Origin of the sequence: Erwinia sp. MYb416 (genome assembly GCF_037479575.1) — a bacterium.
In the GTDB taxonomy this organism is placed as follows: domain Bacteria; phylum Pseudomonadota; class Gammaproteobacteria; order Enterobacterales; family Enterobacteriaceae; genus Erwinia; species Erwinia rhapontici.
In genome coordinates, this window is the sequence record NZ_JBBGYT010000349.1 from 48,666 (window position 1) to 71,452 (window position 22,787).

At 53.8% G+C, this 22,787-nt stretch carries 19 protein-coding genes and 1 pseudogene; 11 read left to right on the forward strand and 9 right to left on the reverse strand.

The window, feature by feature from the left end:
* Position 1 precedes the first annotated feature (1 nt).
* From WH277_RS04355 to WH277_RS04375, 5 genes are read right to left on the reverse strand one after another with little or no spacing between them, the layout of a single operon-like run.
* Positions 2-763: an amino acid ABC transporter ATP-binding protein gene (locus WH277_RS04355; RefSeq protein ID WP_159338421.1), complete on the reverse strand. Its 762-nt coding sequence runs from the start codon at positions 761-763 to the stop codon at positions 2-4.
* A complete protein-coding gene (locus WH277_RS04360) occupies positions 760-1,662 on the reverse strand; it encodes an amino acid ABC transporter permease (RefSeq protein ID WP_159338422.1) in 903 nt (300 codons plus the stop codon). The genes WH277_RS04355 and WH277_RS04360 overlap by 4 nt, the downstream gene beginning before the upstream one ends.
* Positions 1,659-2,555, reverse strand: a complete 897-nt coding sequence (locus WH277_RS04365; protein WP_133846733.1) for an ABC transporter substrate-binding protein — start codon at positions 2,553-2,555, stop codon at positions 1,659-1,661. The genes WH277_RS04360 and WH277_RS04365 overlap by 4 nt, the downstream gene beginning before the upstream one ends.
* A gap of 3 nt (positions 2,556-2,558) precedes the next feature.
* On the reverse strand, positions 2,559-3,908 hold the full coding sequence (locus tag WH277_RS04370) for an LLM class flavin-dependent oxidoreductase (protein WP_339504557.1): 1,350 nt from the start codon (positions 3,906-3,908) through the stop codon (positions 2,559-2,561).
* Between the two features lie 15 nt (positions 3,909-3,923).
* Complete coding sequence (locus tag WH277_RS04375; protein ID WP_339504558.1) at positions 3,924-5,240, reverse strand: MmgE/PrpD family protein; 1,317 nt, start codon at positions 5,238-5,240, stop codon at positions 3,924-3,926.
* 318 nt (positions 5,241-5,558) lie between these two features.
* Here WH277_RS04375 and msrA point away from each other — a divergent pair, with 318 nt between their 5' ends.
* Positions 5,559-6,095, forward strand: coding sequence for a peptide-methionine (S)-S-oxide reductase MsrA (gene msrA / locus WH277_RS04380; protein ID WP_133846730.1), 537 nt, complete (start codon positions 5,559-5,561; stop codon positions 6,093-6,095).
* On the opposite strand, the gene WH277_RS04385 is transcribed toward msrA, so the two are convergent.
* A complete protein-coding gene (locus WH277_RS04385) occupies positions 6,096-7,466 on the reverse strand; it encodes a DHA2 family efflux MFS transporter permease subunit (protein ID WP_133846729.1) in 1,371 nt (456 codons plus the stop codon).
* A gap of 111 nt (positions 7,467-7,577) precedes the next feature.
* On the opposite strand from WH277_RS04385, the gene WH277_RS04390 reads away from it, so the two are divergent.
* From WH277_RS04390 to WH277_RS04410, 5 genes are all read left to right on the forward strand, one after another.
* Positions 7,578-8,477 (forward strand): LysR family transcriptional regulator, encoded by a 900-nt coding sequence (locus tag WH277_RS04390; RefSeq protein ID WP_339504559.1) that lies wholly within the window; start codon positions 7,578-7,580, stop codon positions 8,475-8,477.
* Between the two features lie 109 nt (positions 8,478-8,586).
* On the forward strand, positions 8,587-9,300 hold the full coding sequence (locus WH277_RS04395) for an SDR family oxidoreductase (protein ID WP_244290510.1): 714 nt from the start codon (positions 8,587-8,589) through the stop codon (positions 9,298-9,300).
* 1,079 nt (positions 9,301-10,379) lie between these two features.
* Positions 10,380-11,006, forward strand: a complete 627-nt coding sequence (parA, locus tag WH277_RS04400; RefSeq protein WP_339504564.1) for a ParA family partition ATPase — start codon at positions 10,380-10,382, stop codon at positions 11,004-11,006.
* On the forward strand, positions 11,003-11,215 hold the full coding sequence (locus WH277_RS04405) for a plasmid partition protein ParG (RefSeq protein ID WP_133846725.1): 213 nt from the start codon (positions 11,003-11,005) through the stop codon (positions 11,213-11,215). Before parA ends, WH277_RS04405 begins: the two co-directional genes overlap by 4 nt.
* A gap of 1,218 nt (positions 11,216-12,433) precedes the next feature.
* Positions 12,434-13,417 carry a replication initiation protein gene (locus WH277_RS04410; protein ID WP_133846724.1) on the forward strand — a complete coding sequence of 328 codons (984 nt, stop codon included), beginning with the start codon at positions 12,434-12,436 and terminating at the stop codon, positions 13,415-13,417.
* A gap of 498 nt (positions 13,418-13,915) precedes the next feature.
* Here WH277_RS04410 and WH277_RS04415 read toward each other — a convergent pair whose 3' ends face one another.
* Positions 13,916-15,004, reverse strand: coding sequence for an oxidoreductase (locus tag WH277_RS04415; protein ID WP_171149770.1), 1,089 nt, complete (start codon positions 15,002-15,004; stop codon positions 13,916-13,918).
* A 194-nt stretch (positions 15,005-15,198) separates the two neighbouring features.
* Here WH277_RS04415 and WH277_RS04420 point away from each other — a divergent pair, with 194 nt between their 5' ends.
* The 3 genes from WH277_RS04420 to WH277_RS04430 all read left to right on the forward strand — a co-directional run bounded on the left by WH277_RS04420 (position 15,199) and on the right by WH277_RS04430 (position 18,858).
* Entirely contained in the window at positions 15,199-16,263 is a 1,065-nt protein-coding gene (locus WH277_RS04420) for a sugar ABC transporter substrate-binding protein (protein ID WP_339504571.1), read from the forward strand.
* Between the two features lie 49 nt (positions 16,264-16,312).
* Positions 16,313-17,518, forward strand: coding sequence for an LVIVD repeat-containing protein (locus WH277_RS04425; RefSeq protein ID WP_339504573.1), 1,206 nt, complete (start codon positions 16,313-16,315; stop codon positions 17,516-17,518).
* Positions 17,519-17,664: 146 nt separating this feature from the next.
* Entirely contained in the window at positions 17,665-18,858 is a 1,194-nt protein-coding gene (locus WH277_RS04430; protein ID WP_339504575.1) for a CobW family GTP-binding protein, read from the forward strand.
* 31 nt (positions 18,859-18,889) lie between these two features.
* On the opposite strand, the gene WH277_RS04435 is transcribed toward WH277_RS04430, so the two are convergent.
* Both WH277_RS04435 and WH277_RS04440 read right to left on the reverse strand, forming a co-directional pair.
* Positions 18,890-20,200 carry a methyl-accepting chemotaxis protein gene (locus tag WH277_RS04435; protein ID WP_133846719.1) on the reverse strand — a complete coding sequence of 437 codons (1,311 nt, stop codon included), beginning with the start codon at positions 20,198-20,200 and terminating at the stop codon, positions 18,890-18,892.
* A gap of 205 nt (positions 20,201-20,405) precedes the next feature.
* The gene (locus WH277_RS04440; RefSeq protein WP_339504578.1) at positions 20,406-21,314 is read right to left on the reverse strand and encodes an EamA family transporter; all 909 of its coding nucleotides are present in this window, start codon (positions 21,312-21,314) and stop codon (positions 20,406-20,408) included.
* 115 nt (positions 21,315-21,429) lie between these two features.
* On the opposite strand from WH277_RS04440, the gene WH277_RS04445 reads away from it, so the two are divergent.
* Positions 21,430-22,200 carry an AraC family transcriptional regulator gene (locus WH277_RS04445; RefSeq protein ID WP_339504580.1) on the forward strand — a complete coding sequence of 257 codons (771 nt, stop codon included), beginning with the start codon at positions 21,430-21,432 and terminating at the stop codon, positions 22,198-22,200.
* Positions 22,201-22,238: 38 nt separating this feature from the next.
* Positions 22,239-22,706: pseudogene (locus WH277_RS04450) on the forward strand (integrase core domain-containing protein); the annotation flags it as partial.
* Between the last annotated feature and the right edge of the window lie 81 nt (positions 22,707-22,787).

A 22,787-nucleotide genomic window follows, 5' to 3' on the forward strand; every position in this document is an offset into this window, starting at 1 on the left:
ATTACAACACGCTGGCCAGGAACTCGCGCAGGCGCGGATGCTGGGGGTTATCCAGCAACGCGCGGGCATCACCGCTTTCCACCACCTGGCCGTTATCCATAAACACGATATTGTCGGCCACCTCGCGGGCAAAGCCGATTTCATGGGTCACCACCACCATCGTGATACCGGAATGCGCCAGCTGTTTCATCACCTGCAATACCTCGCCGACCAGCTCCGGGTCCAGCGCCGAGGTCGGTTCATCAAACAGCATCACTTCCGGTTCCATCGCCAGCGCGCGGGCTATCGCCACACGCTGCTGTTGACCACCGGATAACTCGCGTGGCCAGGCCTGTGCACGGTGCGCCAGCCCGACCTGTTCCAGCAGCTTCAGCGCACGCGCTTCCACCACTGGCCGTTTTTCGCGACGGATACGCAACGGGGCATCGCTGATATTTTGCAGCACGGTGCGGTGCGGAAACAGATTGAACTGCTGGAACACCATACCAATGCGCTGGCGCTGCACGGCAACGAGCTTTTCAGGCAACTCCACCAGATGCTGCCCCCGGCGACGGTAGCCCACCAGCGACTCACCGACGTGAATGGTCCCGGCATCCAGCTTCTCCAGATGGTTAATACAGCGCAGCAGTGTTGATTTACCCGAGCCGGACGGCCCGAGGATCACCGTCACCGATCCGGCTGCAATATCCATATTGATATCCCGCAGCACCGTTTTCCCGGAGAACTGCTTGTGAATGCCGCGCAGGCGGATCGGTTCACTCATGACTGCGCCTCCTGTTGTTCAACGGCTTTGCGGAACCAGCGTTTTTTCACCGGCGCATTCCCCCGGCTGAACCACACTTCCACATAATGCTGCCCCACCGACAGCACCGAAGTCATTAGCAGATACCAGCCGGTCGCCACCAGCAGCAGCGGGATCACTTCATAGGTGCGCTGATAGATAATCTGTGCCGAATAGAGCACATCCTGCAGCGCAATCACCGATACCACAGCGGTGGTTTTCAACTGACCGATCACCTCATTACCCGCCGGGGGCAGAATAGTGCGCATCGCCTGCGGCAACACGGTCTGACGAAAAATCTGACCAGGGCGGTAGCCCAGCGCTTTGGCGGCTTCCAGCTGGCCGGGATTCACACTCTGGATACCGGCGCGGATGATTTCAGCCGCATAAGCAGACTGGTGCATCACCAGCGCAATCACCGCCGCACTGAACGGGCTGATGACTTCGTTGGTGCTGGCGCTCCACAGCGTGCCCAGATATGGCAGAGAGAGCGTCAGCTTCGGATAGAGCGCGGCAATGTTGTACCAGAGGAACAGCTGCACCAGCATCGGTACTGCGCGGAAAAACCAGGTATACGCCCAGCTGACACCCACCAGCACCGGGTTGGCTGACAGACGCATCAGCGCCAGCAGCGTGCCCCCGGCAAACCCGAACAGCACGGAGATCACCGTCAGTTTGAGGGTCATCAGCACGCCATTGAGGATCGACGCTTCCGTCAGGTTCTGCGCCACCACGTCCCATTCAAAACGCGGGTTGCTGACCACAGACGAGCCCATCAGCGCCACCAGCAGCAGCACGATCAGCGCGCTGAACCAGCGCCCGTAATGACGATGCCCGACAATACGCAGCCCGGCGCCGGGGTCGTCAGGCCGCTGACTCATTTCGCGATCTCTTCATTCAGACCGGCGGTTTTTACCGCACCGAAGCCGATTTCCCATTTATCGAGGATCTGCTGGTAAGTACCATCTTTGATCAGCGAGTTCAGCGCCGCCTGAATTGGCTTCTCCAGCGGTGAGCCTTTCGGCAACGCCATCGACACAATGGTGTCTTCGATAGTGATCTCACCCGCCAGCGCCAGTGCTTTCACCTGGCTGGCCTGATAGCGCAGGCCTTCATACGGCCCGAAGAACATCGGTACACGGCCACTCATCACTGCCTGTACGCCAGCCGGACGGTCAGGGAAGACAGGAATGGTGATGGCTGGTTTTTTATCGGCGATGCAGGCATCGCTGGCGGTTTGCAGGCGGGTGATCTGAGAAGTGCCCGCCCCTGCGCCAACGGTTTTACCGCACAGTTCAGCGAAGGTGTTGAACGGCCCCAGTTCAGCGTCTTTACGCGAGATCAGCGCCAGCTTCGATGCATTGTAATAACCGACAAAATCCACCTGCTGCAGACGCTTTTTGTTGGCATCAATATTCGAGGCGGCCAGATCGTAACGACCGGATTTCAGACCCGGAATGATATTGTCGAACCCGCCGGTATCACGCCAGTGCACGGCAATCCCCAAGCGATCGGCCACCGCACTGACGATATCAATTTCGCGCCCCGCGAGGGTCTTGTTATCCGCCTGGTAGAAGGTGGTGGGCGGCGTATTCGGGTTGGTACCCGCCACGATATACCCTTTTTTCAGGATATCTTCCGGCAGCTGGGCATGTAACGTTGCATCAGCCTTCGGTTTGACGCTGGCGGTAAACGCCACGTCCTGGTCAGCCGCCAGTGCAGAAGTGAGCGGCGCCAGGGCCAGCAGAGCAGCGGTCAGGGCAGAAAGTTTCATCAGTTATTCCTTCTCAGTCGCCAGCGCGGGGACGGCGGCAAAATTTTCATCAAACGGCGGCAACCCGAGGTTTTCACGCAGGGTGCGGTACTGGTATTCGGTACGGAACAGGCCACGGCGCTGTAACTCAGGCACCACCAGCTCAACAAACAGTTCCAGCTGGTTTGGCAGCACGGCAGGCATAATGTTGAAGCCATCGGCCCCTTCCTGCTCCAGCCACAGCTGGAAATCATCGGCGATATCCTGCGCCGTTCCGACGATCACGCGGTGTCCACGGGAGCCCGCGGCCACGGCAGCCAGCTGGCGCAGAGTCAGGTTCTCGCGTGCGGCCAGCTCAGTCAGCAGCTTCACACGGCTCTGCCCCCCTTCCGTACCGCCAATTTCCGGTACCGGACCGTCCAGCGGGTAAGCGGTCATATCCACACCAAAGCGCGCTGACAGTTGCTCAATACCGTTATCGATGTCGACCAGCTCATTCAGCTGGTTCCAGGTTTCCTGCGCTTCTGCGCGGGTACGACCCACAATCGGCATCACGCCCGGCAGGATCAGCAGATGGTCAGGATGACGCCCGGCCTCACGTACAAACTGTTTCTGGCTGCGGTAAAAAGCCTGGCCCTCTTCCAGCGAGGCGGCGGCAGTAAACACCACTTCGGCGGTTTCCGCGGCCAGCTTCTGGCCTGCCGGGGAAGAACCGGCCTCAATGATCACCGGGCGCCCCTGCGGCGAACGGGCAATATTCAGCGGTCCCTGCACCTGGAAGTACTTGCCGTTGTGATTAGCGGCATGGATTTTCGCTTCGTCGGAGTAACGGCCGCTCTCATTTTCACGCACGATAGCGCCCTCTTCCCAGCCGTTCCACAGCTTGAAAGTGACATCGAGAAATTCGCGTGCCATATCATAGCGTTCCGCATGGGATGGCAGATCTTCACGGCTGAAGTTACGCGCAGCATCAATAGAAAACGAGGTCACCACGTTCCACGCGCCGCGACCCCGGCTGATGTGATCCACCGAGGAGAGCGCACGCGCGAGGTGAAACGGCTGGTCAAAAGTGGTTGAAGCCGTGGCTGCAAGGCCAATGTGTTGCGTCTGCACGGCCAGCGCAGAAAGCAGCGTCAGAGGTTCCAGACGGGACATGGTAGACGGCAGACGATGTACGCTGGTGGCCAGCGCATCGCCGACGAAGAACATATCAAACTTACCCTCTTCACCCTTTTTGGCGATCCAGGTAAACCAGTCAACATCAGTGGGTGAACCGCTGGCACCTTCCGCACGCCAGCCGCCCACATGGTGGCCCAGCGCCTGAACAAACAGACCAAGGCGCAGCTGACGTGACGACGTTTTTTGCACAGACATGGGAGATCCTTTTCGTTATTGGCTAATCAGAAAAATAAGACGGTGTAATGCAGCAGCATCCGGCAGACGGGCATCGTTAATGATGCTCTGCGCCTGGGGTGCAGGCAGTGCGGCAAGACTGCGCTGTAATTTGGCCTGCACATCGGTATAAGCGGCGGCCGTGGTGCGACGGGTGACGCAGTGGCTCAGGGTACTGCCATCGCGCAACCACAGCGTGACGCGGTGAAAACGCCGATCCGGGTCCAGTTCATCGGCCGGTGCCGTCAGGTCTGGCTGACGTGTCACCCGCGCGGCCAGTGCCGCGATAGCCGATTTCACCGGGGCTTCGCTGTAGTGTTCCAGCGCTACGCTGCCGTTAATCAATGCATCGGCGATGACGTATTCAAGACTGAAGCGCGCTTCCACGCCGTTTTTTGGCGCAATAATATTGGGGGCTGTATCTGCGCCTGGCGGGAAACTGACCTCAATACGTTCGATGTCGTCCGGGCTGGCGTCCTGCCCGGCAGCAAGCCGCTGTTCGCGCAGGACAAACGCTGCTTCGGCGGCGCTGTGAGTGCCGCCGCAGGTCGGATAACGTTTAAACTCCAGACCCGGTTCCACGATGCGCCACGGCTGACCCCAGCCGCTGAGCAAGGCCTGCGGTTGTTCCACACCAAAACCCAGCGCCTGCAGGAAGCTTTCCAGTACACCGTTGCTCTGCGCACGGAACCCGGCCTGCGCCAGCAGTGCGCTGTTAACGGCACTGCGTGCGGCCAGCCCGGCGTGCAGGGGTTTGGCGGCTGAACCGAACTGGCTGCGCAGCCCCGATGCCTGCGTTGCCGCCAGACCGAGGGCAACCTGGGTTTCTTCCTGGCTGAGCGCCAGCAGACGGCAGGCAGCTCCCGCAGCGGCAATCGTGCCCAGGGTGGCGGTGCTGTGGAATCCTGCGGAATAGTGACGCGTACCGATGGCTTTTCCCAGGCGGCCAGCCAGCTCAACGCCGACAATATAGGCATCGAGGAACCCGTCTGCGCTGACCGTTCCTCTCTCTTTGCTCAGTGCCAGCAGCGTGGAGAGCACGACCGTGGTGGGATGACCGCGAAAGTTCGCATGATAATCATCGAAATCCAGCGAGTGGCTCATATAGCCGAGCTGTAAGGCAAGATTCTCGACGGAATGCTCAGCCGGGTAAACGCGGAAGATCGCATCCAGTCCGCTGTCGATAACGCTGCCATGCAGTACAGGAAACAGACAGGCGAAATAATCCGTTACCCCGTCACGGGCATTGCTACGTTCAGGTTCGCCAGGATGGAGGCTGTAAATGGTCTGCGCCAGCAGCGGGGTAAGCGACATGTTCAAAAGACACCTTTTTTAATAAGGTATTGACATAAATCAATACGTTATAAGTTAGTGTTATTTTCTTCGCTTAGAACGCCGCCAGCCAATAACCAACGGTTATAGGACATTCCAAAATAAACTAAGGAAAAACGTTATGAACAGTATCTTTTTCATAACATCCTGTTTCTACCCCTTGGGGGATGACCTGGGTTGATCGCGATATCAGCGACTGTGCGGCCTGAGCGAAAAACGCATTGACCTTGCGAGGTAACACGCTAAGGTGATTCTTATATCAACAGCCCAACAACAGGAATGTTCCTGAAGGAGTGACAGATGGCGACAGAATACGCAACCCTCGCCGGAGGCTGCTTCTGGTGTACCGAAGCGGTGTTTAAACAGATTAACGGCGTGGAGTCACTGGAGAGCGGTTACATTGGCGGTCATACCGAGAATCCGACATATAAACTGGTCTGCAATGGCGATACCGGACATGCGGAAGCGATCCGCATTGCCTTTGACCCGGAAAAAGTCAGCTATGGCGACCTGCTGGATATCAGCTTCGCCACGCACGATCCCACTCAGTTGAACCGCCAGGGCAACGATATAGGTACCCAGTACCGTTCGGCTATTTTCCCGAACAGCGCCAGCCAGGCAGAAGAAGCCAAAGCGGCCATCGCTCGTGCGCAGGCTGAGCACACTGATCCGGTGGTAACCACCATCGAAGCCGATGCCACATGGTATCCGGCCGAAGACTATCACCAGGATTACTGGGCAGGTGAAGGCCAGGAAAATCGTTACTGCCTGGCGGTGATCCCACCTAAGCTACAAAAACTGCGTAAGCGTTTTGCGGCAAAAACCGTCACGGGTTAACTATCCCCCCGCGCCAGCGGATGCAGGGCTGGCGCGGCGTATTGAGATTGCCGCCGTTATCATCCCCATCACAGACAGTACCGCCAGCAGCCACATGACCCATTGATAGCCCTGAACCGCCCCGCCCGCCTGATACAGACGCGTCGCCACTGCGAGGCCCAGCGCCCCCCCCAGGTTATGCAGCGTCCATGAGATCCCGATCCCCTGCCCGTGCTGTGACGGTGGCAATGCGCCCAGTGCAGCGGCAACAGAAGGCCCAAGGATCGCGCCCCATCCCATGCCCATCAGAACAAAAGCCGTTATCACCCAATACACCGACTGCGTGCTGCTGAAAGTGCTCTGCAACAGTGCGGATGCCGCCAGCAACGTGAATCCGCTTGCCATAATCGGCCAGGGCCCGAGGCGATCGCCCAGCCTGCCTGCCAGCGGAGAAACCAGCGCCATCACCAGCGTAACTGGCAACAGCATCAGACCAAGCTGCGCGTCATTTAATGCATAAAGCTCAATCAGCCTGAATGGCATCAACATAAATGCCACACAGTAAAAAATCGCCAGCAATACGGATAATCCACAAGCCCGGCGAAATGTCTTCTCCCGCAGCACGCTGAAATCGATCAGCGGCTGTTGCGTGCGCCGTTCCACCCGCACAAAAGCGGCCAGCAACAGGATGGCGATGCCCAGCGTCACCAGTGAAGGCAGACTCAGCCAGCCCCAGCGCGCGACAAAACTTGCCCAGAGCAGCAACGGCACCAGTCCACTTACCATCAGCAACCAGCCGGGGTAATCCAGCCGCAGGTGACGACGCACGGAATGCCCCGGGATATTGCCGACGCAAAGCGCAAAGCTGAGCAGAATAAAGGGCACATTCAACAGAAAGATGGAACGCCAGCCAAACTGACTGACCAGCAGCCCTCCTGCCACCGGCCCCAGCGCGAGGCCCACGCCGTTGGCCGCAAACAGCAGTCCCAGCGCCCTGCCCCGCTGTGATGCCGGCATCACCTCCACCAGGATCGCGGCTGTCGCGGTATACAGCACGGCACAGCCTGCCCCCTGCAACAGACGAAAGAGATTAAGTATCGCCAGATCGGATGACAGTCCGGCACCCAGCGACGCCAGACCAAATCCGATTATGCCGGTATACAGCACCTGCCGCTGTCCGAAATGCTCGGCGAGGCGGGCGGTGAGAACCATGCAGCAACAGAGCGCCATGACAAACAGGGTCATCGCCCACTGGACTGCATCCACACCCACGGAAAACTGCCGCTGCAGCGCAGGCAGCGCGGTGTTGACGATGGTGAAATCAATGCAACCGAGAAAACTGGCCAGGCAGATACCGGCCTGTAAACGGAACAACTGTGACGGGTTTGTCATAGCAAAAGATGCCTCAAATCAGAATGCCACCAGCGTGACACGATTTAATGTCTTCATTTACGCGATTATTTCGCCATACTGACGAATTAATATCGCCAGTCAGGTGTGCGTATGATTAACAGCGACAGACTTAACAGTATCCGTGCCTTCGTTCAGGCCGCCCAGGCGGGTGGCTTCAGCCTGGCGGCTGAACAGCTTGGCCAGTCCCGTTCTACCGTCGGTAAGGCTGTCGCCCGGCTGGAATCCCGTTTACAGGTCAAACTGTTTCAGCGCACTACGCGTTCACTTTCCCTCACCAGCGAAGGTCAGCGTTTCTATGAAGACTGTCTGCAGATTTTGTCCAGCCTCGATGCGGCAGAGAATCGCCTGGCACTGCATGCCCGTGAACCGACCGGGCGGTTGCGGGTGAGTGCCCCTCCCCTGTTTGGTGAGAAATGGGTGCTACCTGTGTTGTTGCCGCTGACACAGCGCTGGAATTCACTGGCACTGGATATGCAGTTCTCCACCCAACGTATTGACCTCGCGGCTGAAGGCGTCGACCTGGCGATCCGTATTGGCGATCCGGGCCGGCATGCCGATTTGACGGCGCGTCATCTGGGGTCACAGCCGTTGCTACTGTGCGCCTCTCCCGCTCTGGTAGGTCAGGTTCCGCAGATAAACAATCTGGATGACCTCAGCGCTTACCCGCACCTGACGCTACTCGAACAGGAGCGTTCTCAGCCGTGGTTACTGAAGAATCAGCAAGATGAACTACTGCACTGGCCGCCCGCTGAACGGCTGCGTCTCAGTACCATGAGTGCCGTGTATGCTGCCTGTAAAGCAGGACAGGGTATTGCCCAATTGCCGCACTGGCTGGTGAATGACGATATACACGACGGGCGGCTGGTTGAGATCCTGCCGCAGAGCCGGGGCAGCAGCCTGCCGATCTATGCGGTATGGCTGAAAACGCCGGCGATGCCACAGCGACTGCGCTACGCCATTGATGCCCTGCTGGCCGCCTTTCCTCATTAATGGCTACCAGGAGTAATGCCGCCCGCTGGTAATGCTAAGCAGAATATGTCGTTCGTCTGTATTTTGCATGGGTGGTAACGTCGGAGGATTCCATCAAGAGGAGAAACCTGTGAATCAACCCCTTCAGCGTCCTGTTGCTGTCGTGACTGGCGGCACCAGTGGTATAGGGCTGGCGATAGTCAGAGAACTGGCGGTGAGTCATCTGGTGTATGCGGTTGGCCGTTCAGCCTCTGCACTGGCCGCACTGGAACAGTATGAACACGTGGAAGCGGTCAGTCTGGATTTGCTGGATAACGAGGCAGTCCAAAAATTTGTTTCTCGCCTGCCCGCGTTGGATGTCCTGATACACTCAGCCGCGATTTCCGAACGGCTCACCGTTGAACAGGCAACCCCTGCATTGTGGCAGAAACAGTTCGCCATCAACCTTTTTGCGCCAGCCGAGCTGACACGCCTGGCATTACCTGCCCTGCGTCAGCAGCAGGGCCAGGTTATCTTCATTAATTCCGGTTCAGGCACGCTGGCACTTGCCGGACATGCCGTCTATTCCGCCAGTAAATTTGCTCTCAATGCGCTGGCTCATGCGCTGCGCACGGAAGAGAGTCAATACGGCGTTCGGGTCTCAACGGTTTCTCCGGGCCCAACGGATACCCCGATGAATCGCACCAGCCGCGAACGTGCCGGCGACTTCGCTGCCATCGACCCACTCGCCTACAGCACGCCAGAATCAGTGGCTGCCGCAGTGCGACTGGTGGTGAATGCTACTGAGGATACGCAGATTACCGATGTGGCGGTTCGTCCACGTCGTGACAGTGCCCGCCGTTAACCGAGGAGGACAGTATGCAACCGGCTTTTTTTTTCACACTGAAACGGCATATCCGCTTCAGTTACTGGAACGAGCTGTGCGAATAATCCGCTGACTGAACCCGGCCAGACATTGCTTCCTGTTATCTGACAGGGAGCAGTGCTGGCTGGTTTCTTCATCTTCCCCTCCCCCTGCCCTGACTCTTTTTTGCCTCCCCCTTTATCATTGAAATCAACATAACCTGCAATGCACGTATTGTGACGTCTGATAACGACAGGATTCAGGGATTCAGGGATTCAGGGATTCAGGGATTCAGGGATTCAGGGATTCAGGGATTCAGGCAGATTTTTTCCGGGCACGCTGGGTATTACCAGCATCTCAGCATCTCAGCATCTCAGCATCTCAGCATCTCAGCATCTCAGCATCTCAGCATCTCAGCATCTCAGCATCTCAGCATCTCAGCATCTCAGCATACTCAACCAGGGCAGAGTAATGATGTCAACGAAATGATTGCAGGATTGCAGGATTGCAGGATTGCAGGATTGCAGGATTGCAGGATTGCAGGATTATTTTGAACGGATATCAGGGCAGGGGAAACATAAAACTATCCATCTCAAGGTGAGCTAATCACATCATCCTGGGATTCCATAATCCTGAAATCCTATGATTCACACACTGCGTGTTACAGCCTTTAATTCCGTTAAGTGGTTCGTTCGCAGTACTGTCAAACTCCTCACGGTGAAACCGAGAAGCGCGATTCCCATAAGGCTTCACATTAAGAGCGATAATAAAGAAAAAGCACTCAGGGGAGAAATTTATCGCTGAGATAATGATGCACGCAGTCATCATTACAGATGATTAGCCGTTCAGGCTGACGTCATAGCCTACAAGCCCGATGGATAATGCCAGCATATAACCCTATGATTACATGATTACATGATTACATGATTACATGATTACATGATTATCGAATGTCAGGATATTGTTTACAACTGGTTATTACGATATTCTGGCATCTCAGAATCCTAAGATTTTAATATCATAGAATCCTGGGATTACATAATCCTGAGATTCCAGCCTGAAACCTGCAGGAGTGCGTCATGGCGACAAAAATCATCTCTTTCCTGAACGGGATGGGCGGGGTAGGGAAGACCACAACGTCCATCAATATTGCCACGTGTCTTGCGCGCAAAGGGCACCGTGTTGTCATGGTCGATACCGATCCTCAGGGCAGCATCAGCAACTGGTACGACGAAACAAAATGCAAATTTGATCTTGCAGAAGCCGCCTCAGAAAAAGAAGTCTATACCGTCCGTAAGCAGCTGAAGGATTACGACTACGTCGTTATCGATGGTGCAGCCGCCATCACTGCAATTTCCTCCGCAGCTGTTATGGTCAGTGACCTGGTACTGATCCCGGTAACACCTTCCCCCCTCGATTTTGCCGCCTGTGGCGCTATCCTGGCCGTGGTCGAGGCAAGGGAAAATCTGCAACCGGTGATAGCACGCTTCCTGATCACCAAAAAAGTGGCCTCTACACGCATGCTGGAAGTGCTGAAAGAGTCGATCGAGGATACGGGGGTTCCAGCTCTCAGAACAGCCACAACGCAGCGCCAGGTTTATATCCGCACGATGCTGGATGGCGGGACCGTATTTGATACCACCGACGGCAATGCGAAAGGGGAGATTGAAGTGATGACGAATGAGATCCTGGAGTTACTGGCATGAAAATGAAACTCGGACAGCACCGTCAGCTGGCGCCTGCACTGGATGCTGTCAGCAAACCTGTCGGCGGAACAGTGAAAAAACTGCAGACGAACATCGATGAAGAGTTGCACCGTCGCTTCAAAACAGCCTGTTTCCTGCAGGGGCGTGAAATGAAAGATGTCCTGACTGAGCTTATTGAGGGCTGGCTGCCTGAGAACGAAGCCAGATAGCAGACATCCTCATCCCCTGATCATGCAAACGATCCTTTCTGGCTACGATTACCGATAGTAAAACGGATCGCCTGAAAGGATCCTGCTTCAAAAAAAGATCCCATAGTGTTTGTTTTTCTTTTTATAGTTTAGATCTTTCTCTTTTAGGGCCCGATTTCATTTTGATAATCAACAGATTACAGAGCAATATGTGGAGTGATTTCCTGCGCCAGGTGGAGTGATTTTATGCTCTATGTGGAGTGATTTCCTGTTATATGTAGAGTTTTTTCCTGTTGATAACTTTCTGATTTATCAGAATATTATTATGTGGAAAAATTTCCTGTTGATAACTCTTTCCCCGATCCTGTCTGACGATCCCTCGGCTCTCATGCTTTCATCCTCCTTCTTTCCGCTAATATGTGGATAAATTTTCTGTTCCCGTGCCATAAAAAGTGACTGTGTCACATTAACGCAGATGCTGATGCCAGACAACAATGCGACAGCATGAGATAATTATTCAGTGCAGCCAATAAGTTAACCGTCATCGTTACCGGATACGTGGAAGGATTTTCTGATCATTAGATTGAGCATCCCTTATGTGGAAGAATTTTATGTTTGCGGGTGTTCAGCTCTCTGAAAACTAAAAGTGGAATGATTTTCTGTTGCTCAGCGGATAGGTGACCATGTCACTTTATTCGTATATGTGGAAAGATTTTATGCAGCTCGCCGCAAGCGGCACATCGGTGAATGAAACGTGGAAAGATTTCCTGTGATACGTGGAGTGATTTTCTGCAAAAGGCCGTTTACACGGCTGAGTAGATCACTAACATCAACGGCAGGGAAGGGCGATAATGTCTTATGTGGAAAGATTTTATGATGGCTTTATCTATAACCATATGAAAATTAATAATAAAAAATACTTTGGAACATCTATGCTGCAAAAAACGTCTGAATCCGGAGTCTGTCTACAAGATAAGTTACCTGTGTGGAAAGATTTTCTGTTCCTGTTGGGGGGCTAATGTGGAGTCTTTTTCTGTTGGAAACTGAATGAAGAACGATCCTTTGGGTGGGATAAATGATCCATGCGAGTGCATATGTGGAAGTATTTTATGTTTGAATATGACGGTGAGCCGTTTAACTTACTGATTTAAAATAGGTAATAACTGTTATTTTTCACTTTACCTCAATAATTTTTGTGTGGAATACTTTGCTGAACATTCCACAAAGGGATCCTGCTACATGGAGCTGAACAAACTGACCGTTGTGCAAGGTAATGATCTCCTTGAAGGGGCTTACAGCGTCACGCTTGATGAAATGCGTTTGCTGAACCTTGCACTGGCACAGATCGACAGCAGGAAGCCCCAGCCCGATGCGCTGTACCGCCTTTTTCCTCATGATTATCAACGTATCTACGGCCTTAACCCAACCAGCAGCCATCGCCAGTTGCGGGAAGCGGCCGAGAGCCTGATGAAAAAACCGGTCACCATCTACCTGCCCGATCGTAAAACGGGCAAGATGCGTACCGTTCAGCTATCGTGGTTTTCTCGTCTTGAATACGTGAGCAGCGATGAGCAGAGTGCTGTCGTTCTCCGCTTTGGGCAGGATGTCGCTCCCTATCTCTATGAGTTGAAAGAGTCCTTTACCAAGCTGAATTTTGCCAATATTGCCAAGCTCGACACGTCATTTTCCGTGCGGCTTTACGGCTGGCTGATCAAAGCGAAAAACCTCTATGGACGAAAAAGCAGTAAGGCGATTGAGGTGACGCTGGCACTGGACTGGATGCGGGAAAAGGCCGGATTACAGGGGAAATACGAGGACTATCGCGACTTCCGCCAGAAATTGCTTGAGCCGACGCTGGCGCGAATCAATGCCAATACGGATATTTCCGTGATCTGGGAGCCGATCAAAAAAGGTCGTACAGTCGTATCGATTAAATTTTCCTATGTGGATGAATCCACCCCGGAAGCCAGTAAGCCGCTGCGGCCGAAATTTCCCCGTCGCCCGCGTGCAGTGGTGGGATCGGAGCTTGAAGGTGACTGGGCACGGCGTTGCATCACTATCATGGAACAATACCGCAATCGTCTGACAACGTACGATCAGAGCGAGAAAGTTCCACTGACGGACGTCAGGAAACTGGCGGGGTGGTACAAGATTATCGGTGATAAAATCAGCCATAAGCGAGTGATGAGCGAAGTGACTGAACGTGCCAAAAAACCTCAGTAAAATCAGTTTGTTTCCTTTTTAAGGATGGAAGTTTTGCAGGGGTTAAACGAAGTTACTCACCGTATTATCCCCCGTTTCTGTGGATAAAATTTCGTAGCCAGCGGTGGGGCTTCGTTTGAAAACAGATTCGGTAGATGCATTTCCTCACGTAAGAAACCTCACTGCCTCATATTTACTCCATTCAACGTTCCTCTTCTGGTCTGCAGCGAGTCGGTATTCCGCAGGAAAAAATTGTTCGCTTTGAGGCTATTGAAGATCCTCAGGGATGCATAGGTTGTGCCTCATCCTATTCTAAGGATGAATTTTACCGGGTTGAATTTGCCCTCTCCAACAGTTATCTGGTGAACCGGCCCTATTACGGCAGGCATCATTGCCGGACGTGACAGAAAATTTCTCCACATTAAGCGTATTTTCGCCGTTGACGGGAACCTTCCTGATGTGGAAAGAAAAAAGCCTTATTGAATAATAAGGCTTTTCAGCGGTGTGACTCACACTTGTTTACTGGCCGAGAGCTTCTACCGTGATAAATGCGGCGCGCAGGCTTTCAGCCGTTACCGGAACGGGCAGGGCATGAATCGACTCTGCCGGGCGCAGTGTGTGTGCAATCACCTGGTCAATCTCCGTGTGGTTATTGATGTCAACACCCAGCGCTGCCAGTGTGGTGGGCAGATTAAACTGCTGGTAGGCGGCAATCAGCTGTCGGGCGGTATCGATCTGCGATAACAGTACACACTGCACCAGGATGCCGTAGGCCACTTTTGTGCCGTGCAGATAACGTACAGTCTGAGGCAGGATCGTCAGACCATTGTGGACTGCGTGCGCCGCAGCAATGCGCGTATAGCGCTCTCCCAGTCCACCGACCATGCCACCGCCAGCGATGATGGCATCGATGACATCACGAAAATTCTGGCTTAATACGCCATTGCGCTGATCCTCCAGCGCTGCGGCACTCTGGTTTATCAGGACATCACGCAACGTAGCGGCCGTATCGATCCCCAGTCGCACCGTTAACGGCAAAACGTCTGGTTCCGGGGCCAGTACCACCGCTTCATACCACTTCGCCAGTGTGTCGCCGATCCCCGCCAGCAGATATTCCACCGGAGCACGTAGCACTATTTCAGGTTCCACCAGCACCAGATGGTTGGCATCGTTGAACACTTCATAATGCGATGCCTGACCGGCGCTGTTGTACCAGACAGAGAGTGGCGTCCAGGCCGCGCATGTCGCGGCAATGGTGGGAATGGCCACACAGGGCACATCCAGCCGCCGGGCCAGCGCTTTGGCGGTGTCCAGCAGGGCACCTCCACCGACACCGATCACCACCTGGCGATCTTCACCGGCAGCCTGTGCCAGCGCGATGAGATCCGGATCGGTACAGTGCCCGCCAAACGGCAGGTGACGTGCACCCGGCAGAGAGAAACTTTCGGGTAAAAAGGGGTGTGTCGCGGCAATGGCACGTTCACCATAGATCCAGACGGCGCGGGAAAGCTGTTCCTGATGATAAAAATCGTCCAGACGCAGCAGCGCACCAGGATGAGAATAGTAATTGGCCGGGCCGACCACGACCTGAATATCGGTATTGTTCATAAAAAGTCCTTTGTTTCTTACTATCCTGGGGCTGTGGCCGGTGTGAGGCTAATACTTTTTTTATAGCTTTATATTCTTTTTACTTCTTTGTCAGTGGGTTGGCTGCTGTGAAAAAGTGACAGGCCGGGCCGTCAGCGACTGCGGCCACTAAAAACGATACGTCACTTTTCTTATTCCGCTACAGGGATTTTTACATGAAACCACTTATTCCTTTACTGGCACTCTGGGTTGCCAGCGTTTTACCGGTTCACGCCGCCACGCTGGTTCCGGTACCTGAAAAAATTGCCAGCCATAATGGCCCGGTACGTATTGCGGTGATCCGCAATCTGGGGTCGGACGAAAACACGACTCAGTTCGTCCAGGGCGCAACCCAGCAGGCGAAAGCGCTGGGGTTTAAAGTCAGTACCTTTTTAAGTAACGGTGACGATGCCCGTTTTCAGGACTTCGTGAATCAGGCCATCAGCCAAAAATATGACGGTATTATTTTGTCTCAGGGGCGCGCACCTTATTCCAGTGCCCTGATTAAACGCATTGCCGACAGCGGTATTGCCGTGTCGGTATTTGATACGGCGGTTGATGGCGAGATCCCGGGTGCCACCGTAACCCAGCAGGACGATGCCTCGCTGACCACGCTCTCCTTTGGCCAGCTGATCAAGGACCATAACGGCAAAGCCAACATTATCAAGCTGTGGGTGGCGGGCTTCCCGCCGATGGAACGTCGCCAGGCAGCCTATAAAGCGTTGCTGCAGGCGAACCCGGGTATTCATGAGCTCGAGTCAGTGGGTGCCGTCTCGTCCGATGTACAGGGCGATACCGCTAACAAAGTGGGCGCCTTACTGGCCAAATATCCCAAAGGGAAAGTGGATGCGATCTGGGGAACCTGGGATGCTTTCACACAGGGTGCAGTCAAAGCGTTAAAAGAGAACGGACGTACCGAGATCAAAGTTTACAGTATCGATGTCTCTAATCAGGATTTGCAACTGATGCGTGAAGCCGGCAGCCCGTGGAAAGTCACTGCGGCGGTGGATCCCAAGTTGATCGGCGCCACAAACGTGCGTCTGATCGCACTCAAACTGGCGGGTGAAGTGACACCTGCGACCTATGACTTCAAAGCCACTGTGATCCCACAGGCGCTGCTGGTCAGCCAGCCAGGTCCGGTAAATGTGGCGGGTCTGAGCAAGGTGATCCCGGGCTGGGGCCAGACGGAAGATTTTATCGCGCCGTGGTTCGCCACGCTGGAAGCGAAGTACAAAAAATAAGGAGTGGCAGATGAGTAACGCGCTTCCCGTGCCGTAATACAGCCGCAATATGCGGCTGATCGGCCACAGCGATCAGGGTGGACGTCCTGATGGTGTCCAACTGATGGTCCATCGTGGCTATGCCTATATCGGCCATATGGTGTCACAGGGTTTCTCGGTGGTTGATGTCCGTGATGCCAAAAATCCCCGTACGGTAGCGTATATTCCCGCGCCACCAGGCACATGGAATGTGCATCTTCAGGCTCATGACGACCTGTTATTGGTGATTAACGCCCGCGATCTGTTTGCTGACGTCCGTTTTGCCGATGAAAAGGTGTACTACACCCGTTCGGTTGGTGAAACGGTCAGCGATGTGAAGGACAAAGGCTGGAGTGCCGGGCTGCGCATTTTCGATATCTCCACCCCTGACAAACCCCGTGAGATCAGTTTCCTCTCCCTTAACGGCATCGGTATTCACCGTATCTGGTACGTGGGTGGCCGCTGGGCCTATGTCTCGGCACTGATTGACGGCTTCAGTGACTATATTTTCCTGACTATTGATCTGGCCGATCCGCGTAAACCGGAGGTGGCCGGGCGCTGGTGGTTGCCGGGCATGAACACGGCTGCCGGAGAAACGTCGGACTGGGAAGAGGGCAGGCGCTACGCCCTGCACCATGCCATCATCAGCGGGGATGTGGCCTACGGCAGCTGGCGTGACGGCGGGCTGACGCTGCTGGATATCAGTGACCGGTCAGAACCTAAGCTGATCAGTCACCGTAACTGGAGCCCGCCGTTTGGGGGCGGGACGCATACCGCGCTGCCGCTGCCGGACCGGGATCTGCTGGTGGTGCTGGATGAGGCGGTACTGGACAATCAGGAGGATGGTGAAAAGCACATCTGGCTGTTTGATATTCGCGATAAAGCCAATCCGGTCAGCATCTCTACCTTCCCGCAGCCTGACGAACGGGACTATGTGGCAAAAGGGGCGCATTTTGGCCCGCATAATCTGCATGAGAACCGTCCCGGCAGCTTTATCAGTTCGACTCTGATTTTTGCCACCTGGCAGAATGCTGGTGTCCGGGCTTTCGATATCAGCAACCCTTACCGCCCGGTGGAAACCGGTGCGCTGGTGCCTGCTGCACCGGAGCGGATGATGGATACCCGTCCCGGCCGTCCGCAGGTGATTCAGTCCTGCGACGTTTTTGTTGATGCTCAGGGGGTTATCTACAGTACCGATTATAACGGCGGGCTGTCGATTATTGAATATCTTGGGTAATGACTGAACCCTCGCTGAAGGCGCCGATCCCGGCGCCTTTTTTATTGCCACGCCATCGGGATACTCTGCTTATGATGCTGCTATTTAAATTGTTATGATATAACATACAAATCATCTCACTCGTCATATTCAGGATCACATGGCCGATGCAGCGCATACCCTTAACCATCCTCAATGGATTCCTCGGCGCAGGAAAAACCACCCTGCTGAAAAGCCTGCTGTTGCAGGCACACCGGCAGGATCTGTCGGTCAGTGTGATCGTCAATGATATGAGCGAGCTGGATATCGACGGTGTGCTGATTGCCAATACGGAAATTGTCGGACGTGAAAAACACAATTTCATCACCGTGTCGGCCGACAGCATCAGCAGCCCCGGCGGCATAGCAAAACTGGCCACCGCGCTGGATGAGCTGATTGCACAGAACCGGCCGGACCATCTCTTTCTGGAGACCTCAGGCAGCAGCCACCCGCTGCCGCTGATTAAGCTGTTGCGCCACCATCCTCATGTCAGGTTGCAGGGGCTGCTCTCCCTGATGGATGCCGTGATGCTGGAAAATGATTATGCCGGGGGGAGTACGCTGCTTCCCCGCTGGCAGAAGAATGTCCGTCAGCAGCGGCGGGGGGTTGAGGATCTGTTGGCCGAACAGCTGCTGTTTTGCAGCCAGTTATTGCTGACCAAAGTCGACCGTCTGCCCACCGACAGCGTGATGAAAATTGCCCGCACGCTCCATACAATCAATCCCGGTGTGGCCATTGTGGCCCTTCCCTGGGGCAACATTGAGCTGGACGATGTGCTGGCGATGCCCGACTACGATTTTCAGCGGGTCGCCACACTGATTGAGGAGCTGGAAGTGGCGATTGAGCATCCGGCAGACCACCAGCCGTACGATATTGAATCGCGGGTGATCCACGACGAACGTCCTTTCCACCCGCAGCGCCTGTGGGATACCTGGCAGCAGCATCTGGGTGAGGGCATTCATCGTAGTAAAGGCTTTTTCTGGCTGCCCGGCCGTGACGATCTCGCGCTGCTGTGGAATCAGGCTTCCGGCAGTATCAGCCTGGAGTTTATCAGCTACTGGAAAGCCGGCGTGCTGGCACATGAAGACAATCGTTTGAATGACGAGGAGCGCCATATTTTACAACAGCAGCTGGAAGCGATGCCCGGGCGTTTTGGCGACCGTCGTTGCAGCCTGACGGTGATCGGGGAGCGTAATCAGCTGGATGATTTTTGCCAGGCGCTGCGACGTTGTTTTCTGACGGAAGAGGAAATTGACTGGTGGCAGTCCGGGGGAGAATTTATCGATCCCTGGCCACAGCGGGTAGGGCGGTTGAAGAGCTAAAGATCAGCGTTAGATTTATTCCACAGCGCCCCTACTTGCCTGAAAGGTGCTGTGAAACGTCATCAATTGCACTGACTACCCTGGCAGAATTCTCCTGAATCTGAACGATAATCCCCCCGGCCTCCTGCACCAGCGAAAGTCCCTCGTTGGCACTGACAAGGTTTTTGATAATATTATTCTGTGCCTGCACGGCTATTGCCTGATTTGTCTCAAGCACGCTGGCTATCTCCAGGCTGGCTTTATTAATGTTAGCAGCCAGCAAGCGGACTTCATTCGCCACCACAGCAAAACTGCGCCCATGCTCTCCGGCTCTGGCGGCCTCTACAGCAGCATTCAGTGCCAGAAGATTCGTCTGTTCAGATATCCGGCTGATCGTCTTAATCAAATTCCCGATGCGGGATGATTCGCTATTAAGACAGGAAATGTTCTCAGATACGCTGTTGAGTCCTGCCACTATGATATTCACCTTGCCCGATGTTTTTTCTATAATATCGACGCCTGCCAGTGTGTTTTTACTGCTTTCCTGTGCGGCGTTATAGGCATGATTTGCGGCCTCTCTCTCCTGTAGCTGTTTAAGGACCTGAGGGGTGACGTCGGTCGCAAATTTGACAATTTCATTCAGATTTTTTTCTTCATCAAATACTGGATTATAGGTCGCCCGCAGCCATACGTTACGTCCTTGCTTGTCCGTACGCTGGAACTGTCCTGAAACAAAATTTCCTGCGCGCAGCTGCTTCCAGAACGCCTCATACTCACGGCTGTGCTTAACCTCTGGTAAGCAGAAGATACTGTGATGCTTACCAATAACCTCGCCAGCGCTGTAGCCCATGGTTTTAAGGAAATTGCCGTTGACTCTTTTAACGTTGCCCTCCAGGTCAAAAGCAATGACCGCCATAGAACGTTGTATGGCGTTTGTCATTGCACGTTGCTCCTGGGCATCGGCAATCCGTTGGGTAATATCAGATGCGAGCTTGACTATTTTTATCGTTTTCCCCCGGTCGTTGAGGACAGGAACATAATGAGCTTCAAGCCAGACCGGCTGACCGCTCTTCGTCAGTCTGAGGAACTTATCGCTGAAGCTCTCACCTGCAGCAAGGCGTTTCCAGAACCGGTCATAGTCAGGAGAAAGCAATGTTGATTGGGCACAAAAAATACGATGATGCATGCCAGCCACATCGTTCAGTGAGTAACCCATCTTTTCGAGAAACAGGGTATTTGCTGTTATCACCTTACCTTCAGGGGTGAACTCAATCATGGCGATGGCGTTGGCAAGCGATGAAAGTGTGCTTCGTTCCCATGACGGCCGCGAGAACAGCCTGTTAAAGAATTTAAAAAGGTTCATAGCAGCGTACCGGCTTCAAAGGGTGGCAACTCATGTGCGCACCGTTTAGTTGCGCACAGGGAGTAATTAATCAGGTTACATTTATATAGCTCGCAAGTATATAGCGCGCTATAAATATAGTTACTGTGAGTGTATCTTCATATCAGGAGGCCGAGTTACCCGTACCAGCGGGTGTGAACTGCCATCTGATCTAATAATTTAAAACTTAAAGGGAGGCGTGTTTGTTTGTGCTATGCGCCATGCCTTTTTTGACAACCACTGCTTTGCCTCGCCTCATCCCAACAATGAGCGCAAGCAAAATTATTGCTATGGAAGCCCAGCCCCAGGCACCCGGTTTTTGATGGATGATGAAAACAGAGCTAATTGTTCCAAATACAGGGATCAGCAGTGACAACGGCGCCACTCGGGATGCCGGATATTCACGCAGCAGCAGATTCCATCCCCAATAGCAGAAATGGGTGGCTGCATACACCTGGAATGTCAGAGAAAAGACTTCCACGCTACGCATACCAGGCAAGAGAGCGTAGAACGGGGCGGTCCCGTGCCACCACCATGTCATCACCAGGAGAGGGATGGGGGAAAAAATGCTTGCCCATACAACGAAAGCGAATATCTCTTTGACTTTGGATAGCTTGATGATGATATTGCCAACACTCCAGGCTACCGCACTGATCATCACCAGAATAAAACCGATTGTCGTGGATTTTCCCGGGCTTTCCATCAGTATGCAGACCAACCCGATTGCAGCCAAAAAAAGGCCGATCAGTTGTGGCCATGTCAGACTTTCACGAAACAACAACACACCCCAGCCAAGTGTAAAAAACGCGCTAAATTGTATTAGCAGAGCTGCACTACCGGGCGGCACCCCCATTGAAATACCCAGATTGATCAATGCCCACATGGCTGCGCCGAAGATCAATCCATATGCAACCAGCCAGCGCAGTGCGACCTGGGGGCGTTTAATAAAAAACACCAGCGGAAATGCGGTAAATGAAAATCGTATAGCGGTCAAAAGCAACGGATCAATTCTGGCCAGCCCAAGTTTGGTTATTGGGAAGTTGATCCCCCATATTGCCGTGACCAATATGGCAAGGATAATGTGTTTTCTGTGCATGACTGGCGACCCTTATTCTCGAATTATGAAAGACTTCCTTTACTATCCGACAACGATGCCATCGACCGGCGTGGCCTGCTTTCTTTTTTAGGTCAATTATGTTTAAAATTGGGCCATGCAAACCGATCCCTGTGATGTAAACGAAGACACGCCTCTCGATCTGGTGGTGACGAAGAAGGACTACGCTGATGGCGAACTGTTCCCCAGGCATAGCCATCTGAGGGGACAGTTCGCTTATGCTGCCTGCGGTGTCATCACCGTCGAAACTGAACGGGGTAACTGGGCCGTCCCACCACTCAGAGCTATCTGGGTGCCTGCGGGTATGTCCCATGCCATGCACATGCGCGGGCCTGTGACTATGTTGAATACCTACATTCGTCCGGACGCTGCGCAACGCCTGGGCTTTCCCCTTCATTGCCAGGTTTTTGGTGTATCTCCACTGGTCAGGCAACTTCTTGAAAACGCTGTTGACGTACCGGCTCTCTTTCCTGCCAGCGGGCGTGATGGTTACCTGTTGGGGCTGCTGCTCCATGAGATCGCCAGACTACCCCCGTTATCGCTTAACGCTCCTATGCCTGATGAACCGCGTCTTGCCCGTGCGTGCAATGTGTTTTTGAATGCACCTTCTTTGGAAATGGGGATTGACGATATGGCAGAATGCTCTGGTATGAGTCGGCGTACATTCACGCGGCAGTTCCGCCTGCATACGGGAATAAGTTTCATCGAGTGGCGACAGCAGGCTTGTCTTCTGGCTGCTGTGGTTCGTTTAGGGAACGGGGAGTCCATCACGCGCGTTGCCCTGGAGCTTGGATATAGCAGCCCTGGCGCTTTCTCGACGGTCTTCAAAAGTGTGTTGGGTGAGAACCCAAGTCGATACTTTTTATGATCATGTAAAACAAAGGAATGAAGTAGATGAAAATCGTTGAGTTATTGCAGTGTGGCCGACGTTTTCGGACTTTCAACGTCGTCGATGATTTTAACCGTGAAGCTCTGGCTATCGACATTGACCTGAATATCCCGGCGCAGCGGGTCGTGCGGGTGCTGGACAGAATAGTAGCAAACCGTGGATATCCACTGAAGATGCGGATGGGTAACGGGCCGGAACTGATATCATTGGCACAATGGGCTGAAGAGCGTGGCGTGATGCTGGGATTTATCAAGCCGGGTAAGCCAACACAGAACGCGTTTATAGAACGGTTTGCTCGAACGTACCGGACCGGAATACTGGATTTTTATCTGTTCAGAACACTGAATAAAGCACGGGAAATAACGGAACGCTGGCAGACTGAGTACAACAGTTAGCGACCTCATGAGTCCCTGAATAAGCTGACACCGCAAGAATACCGTCTGATGGCTGAGAAACAGGAAATCTCAAAAAGTGCCCGGAACTAAAGCTGTGATACTTTCAGTAGCAGCATGGGTATCATTCACCATGTTCAAACGATATAAATCTCGCTGATAAAATCATTCATC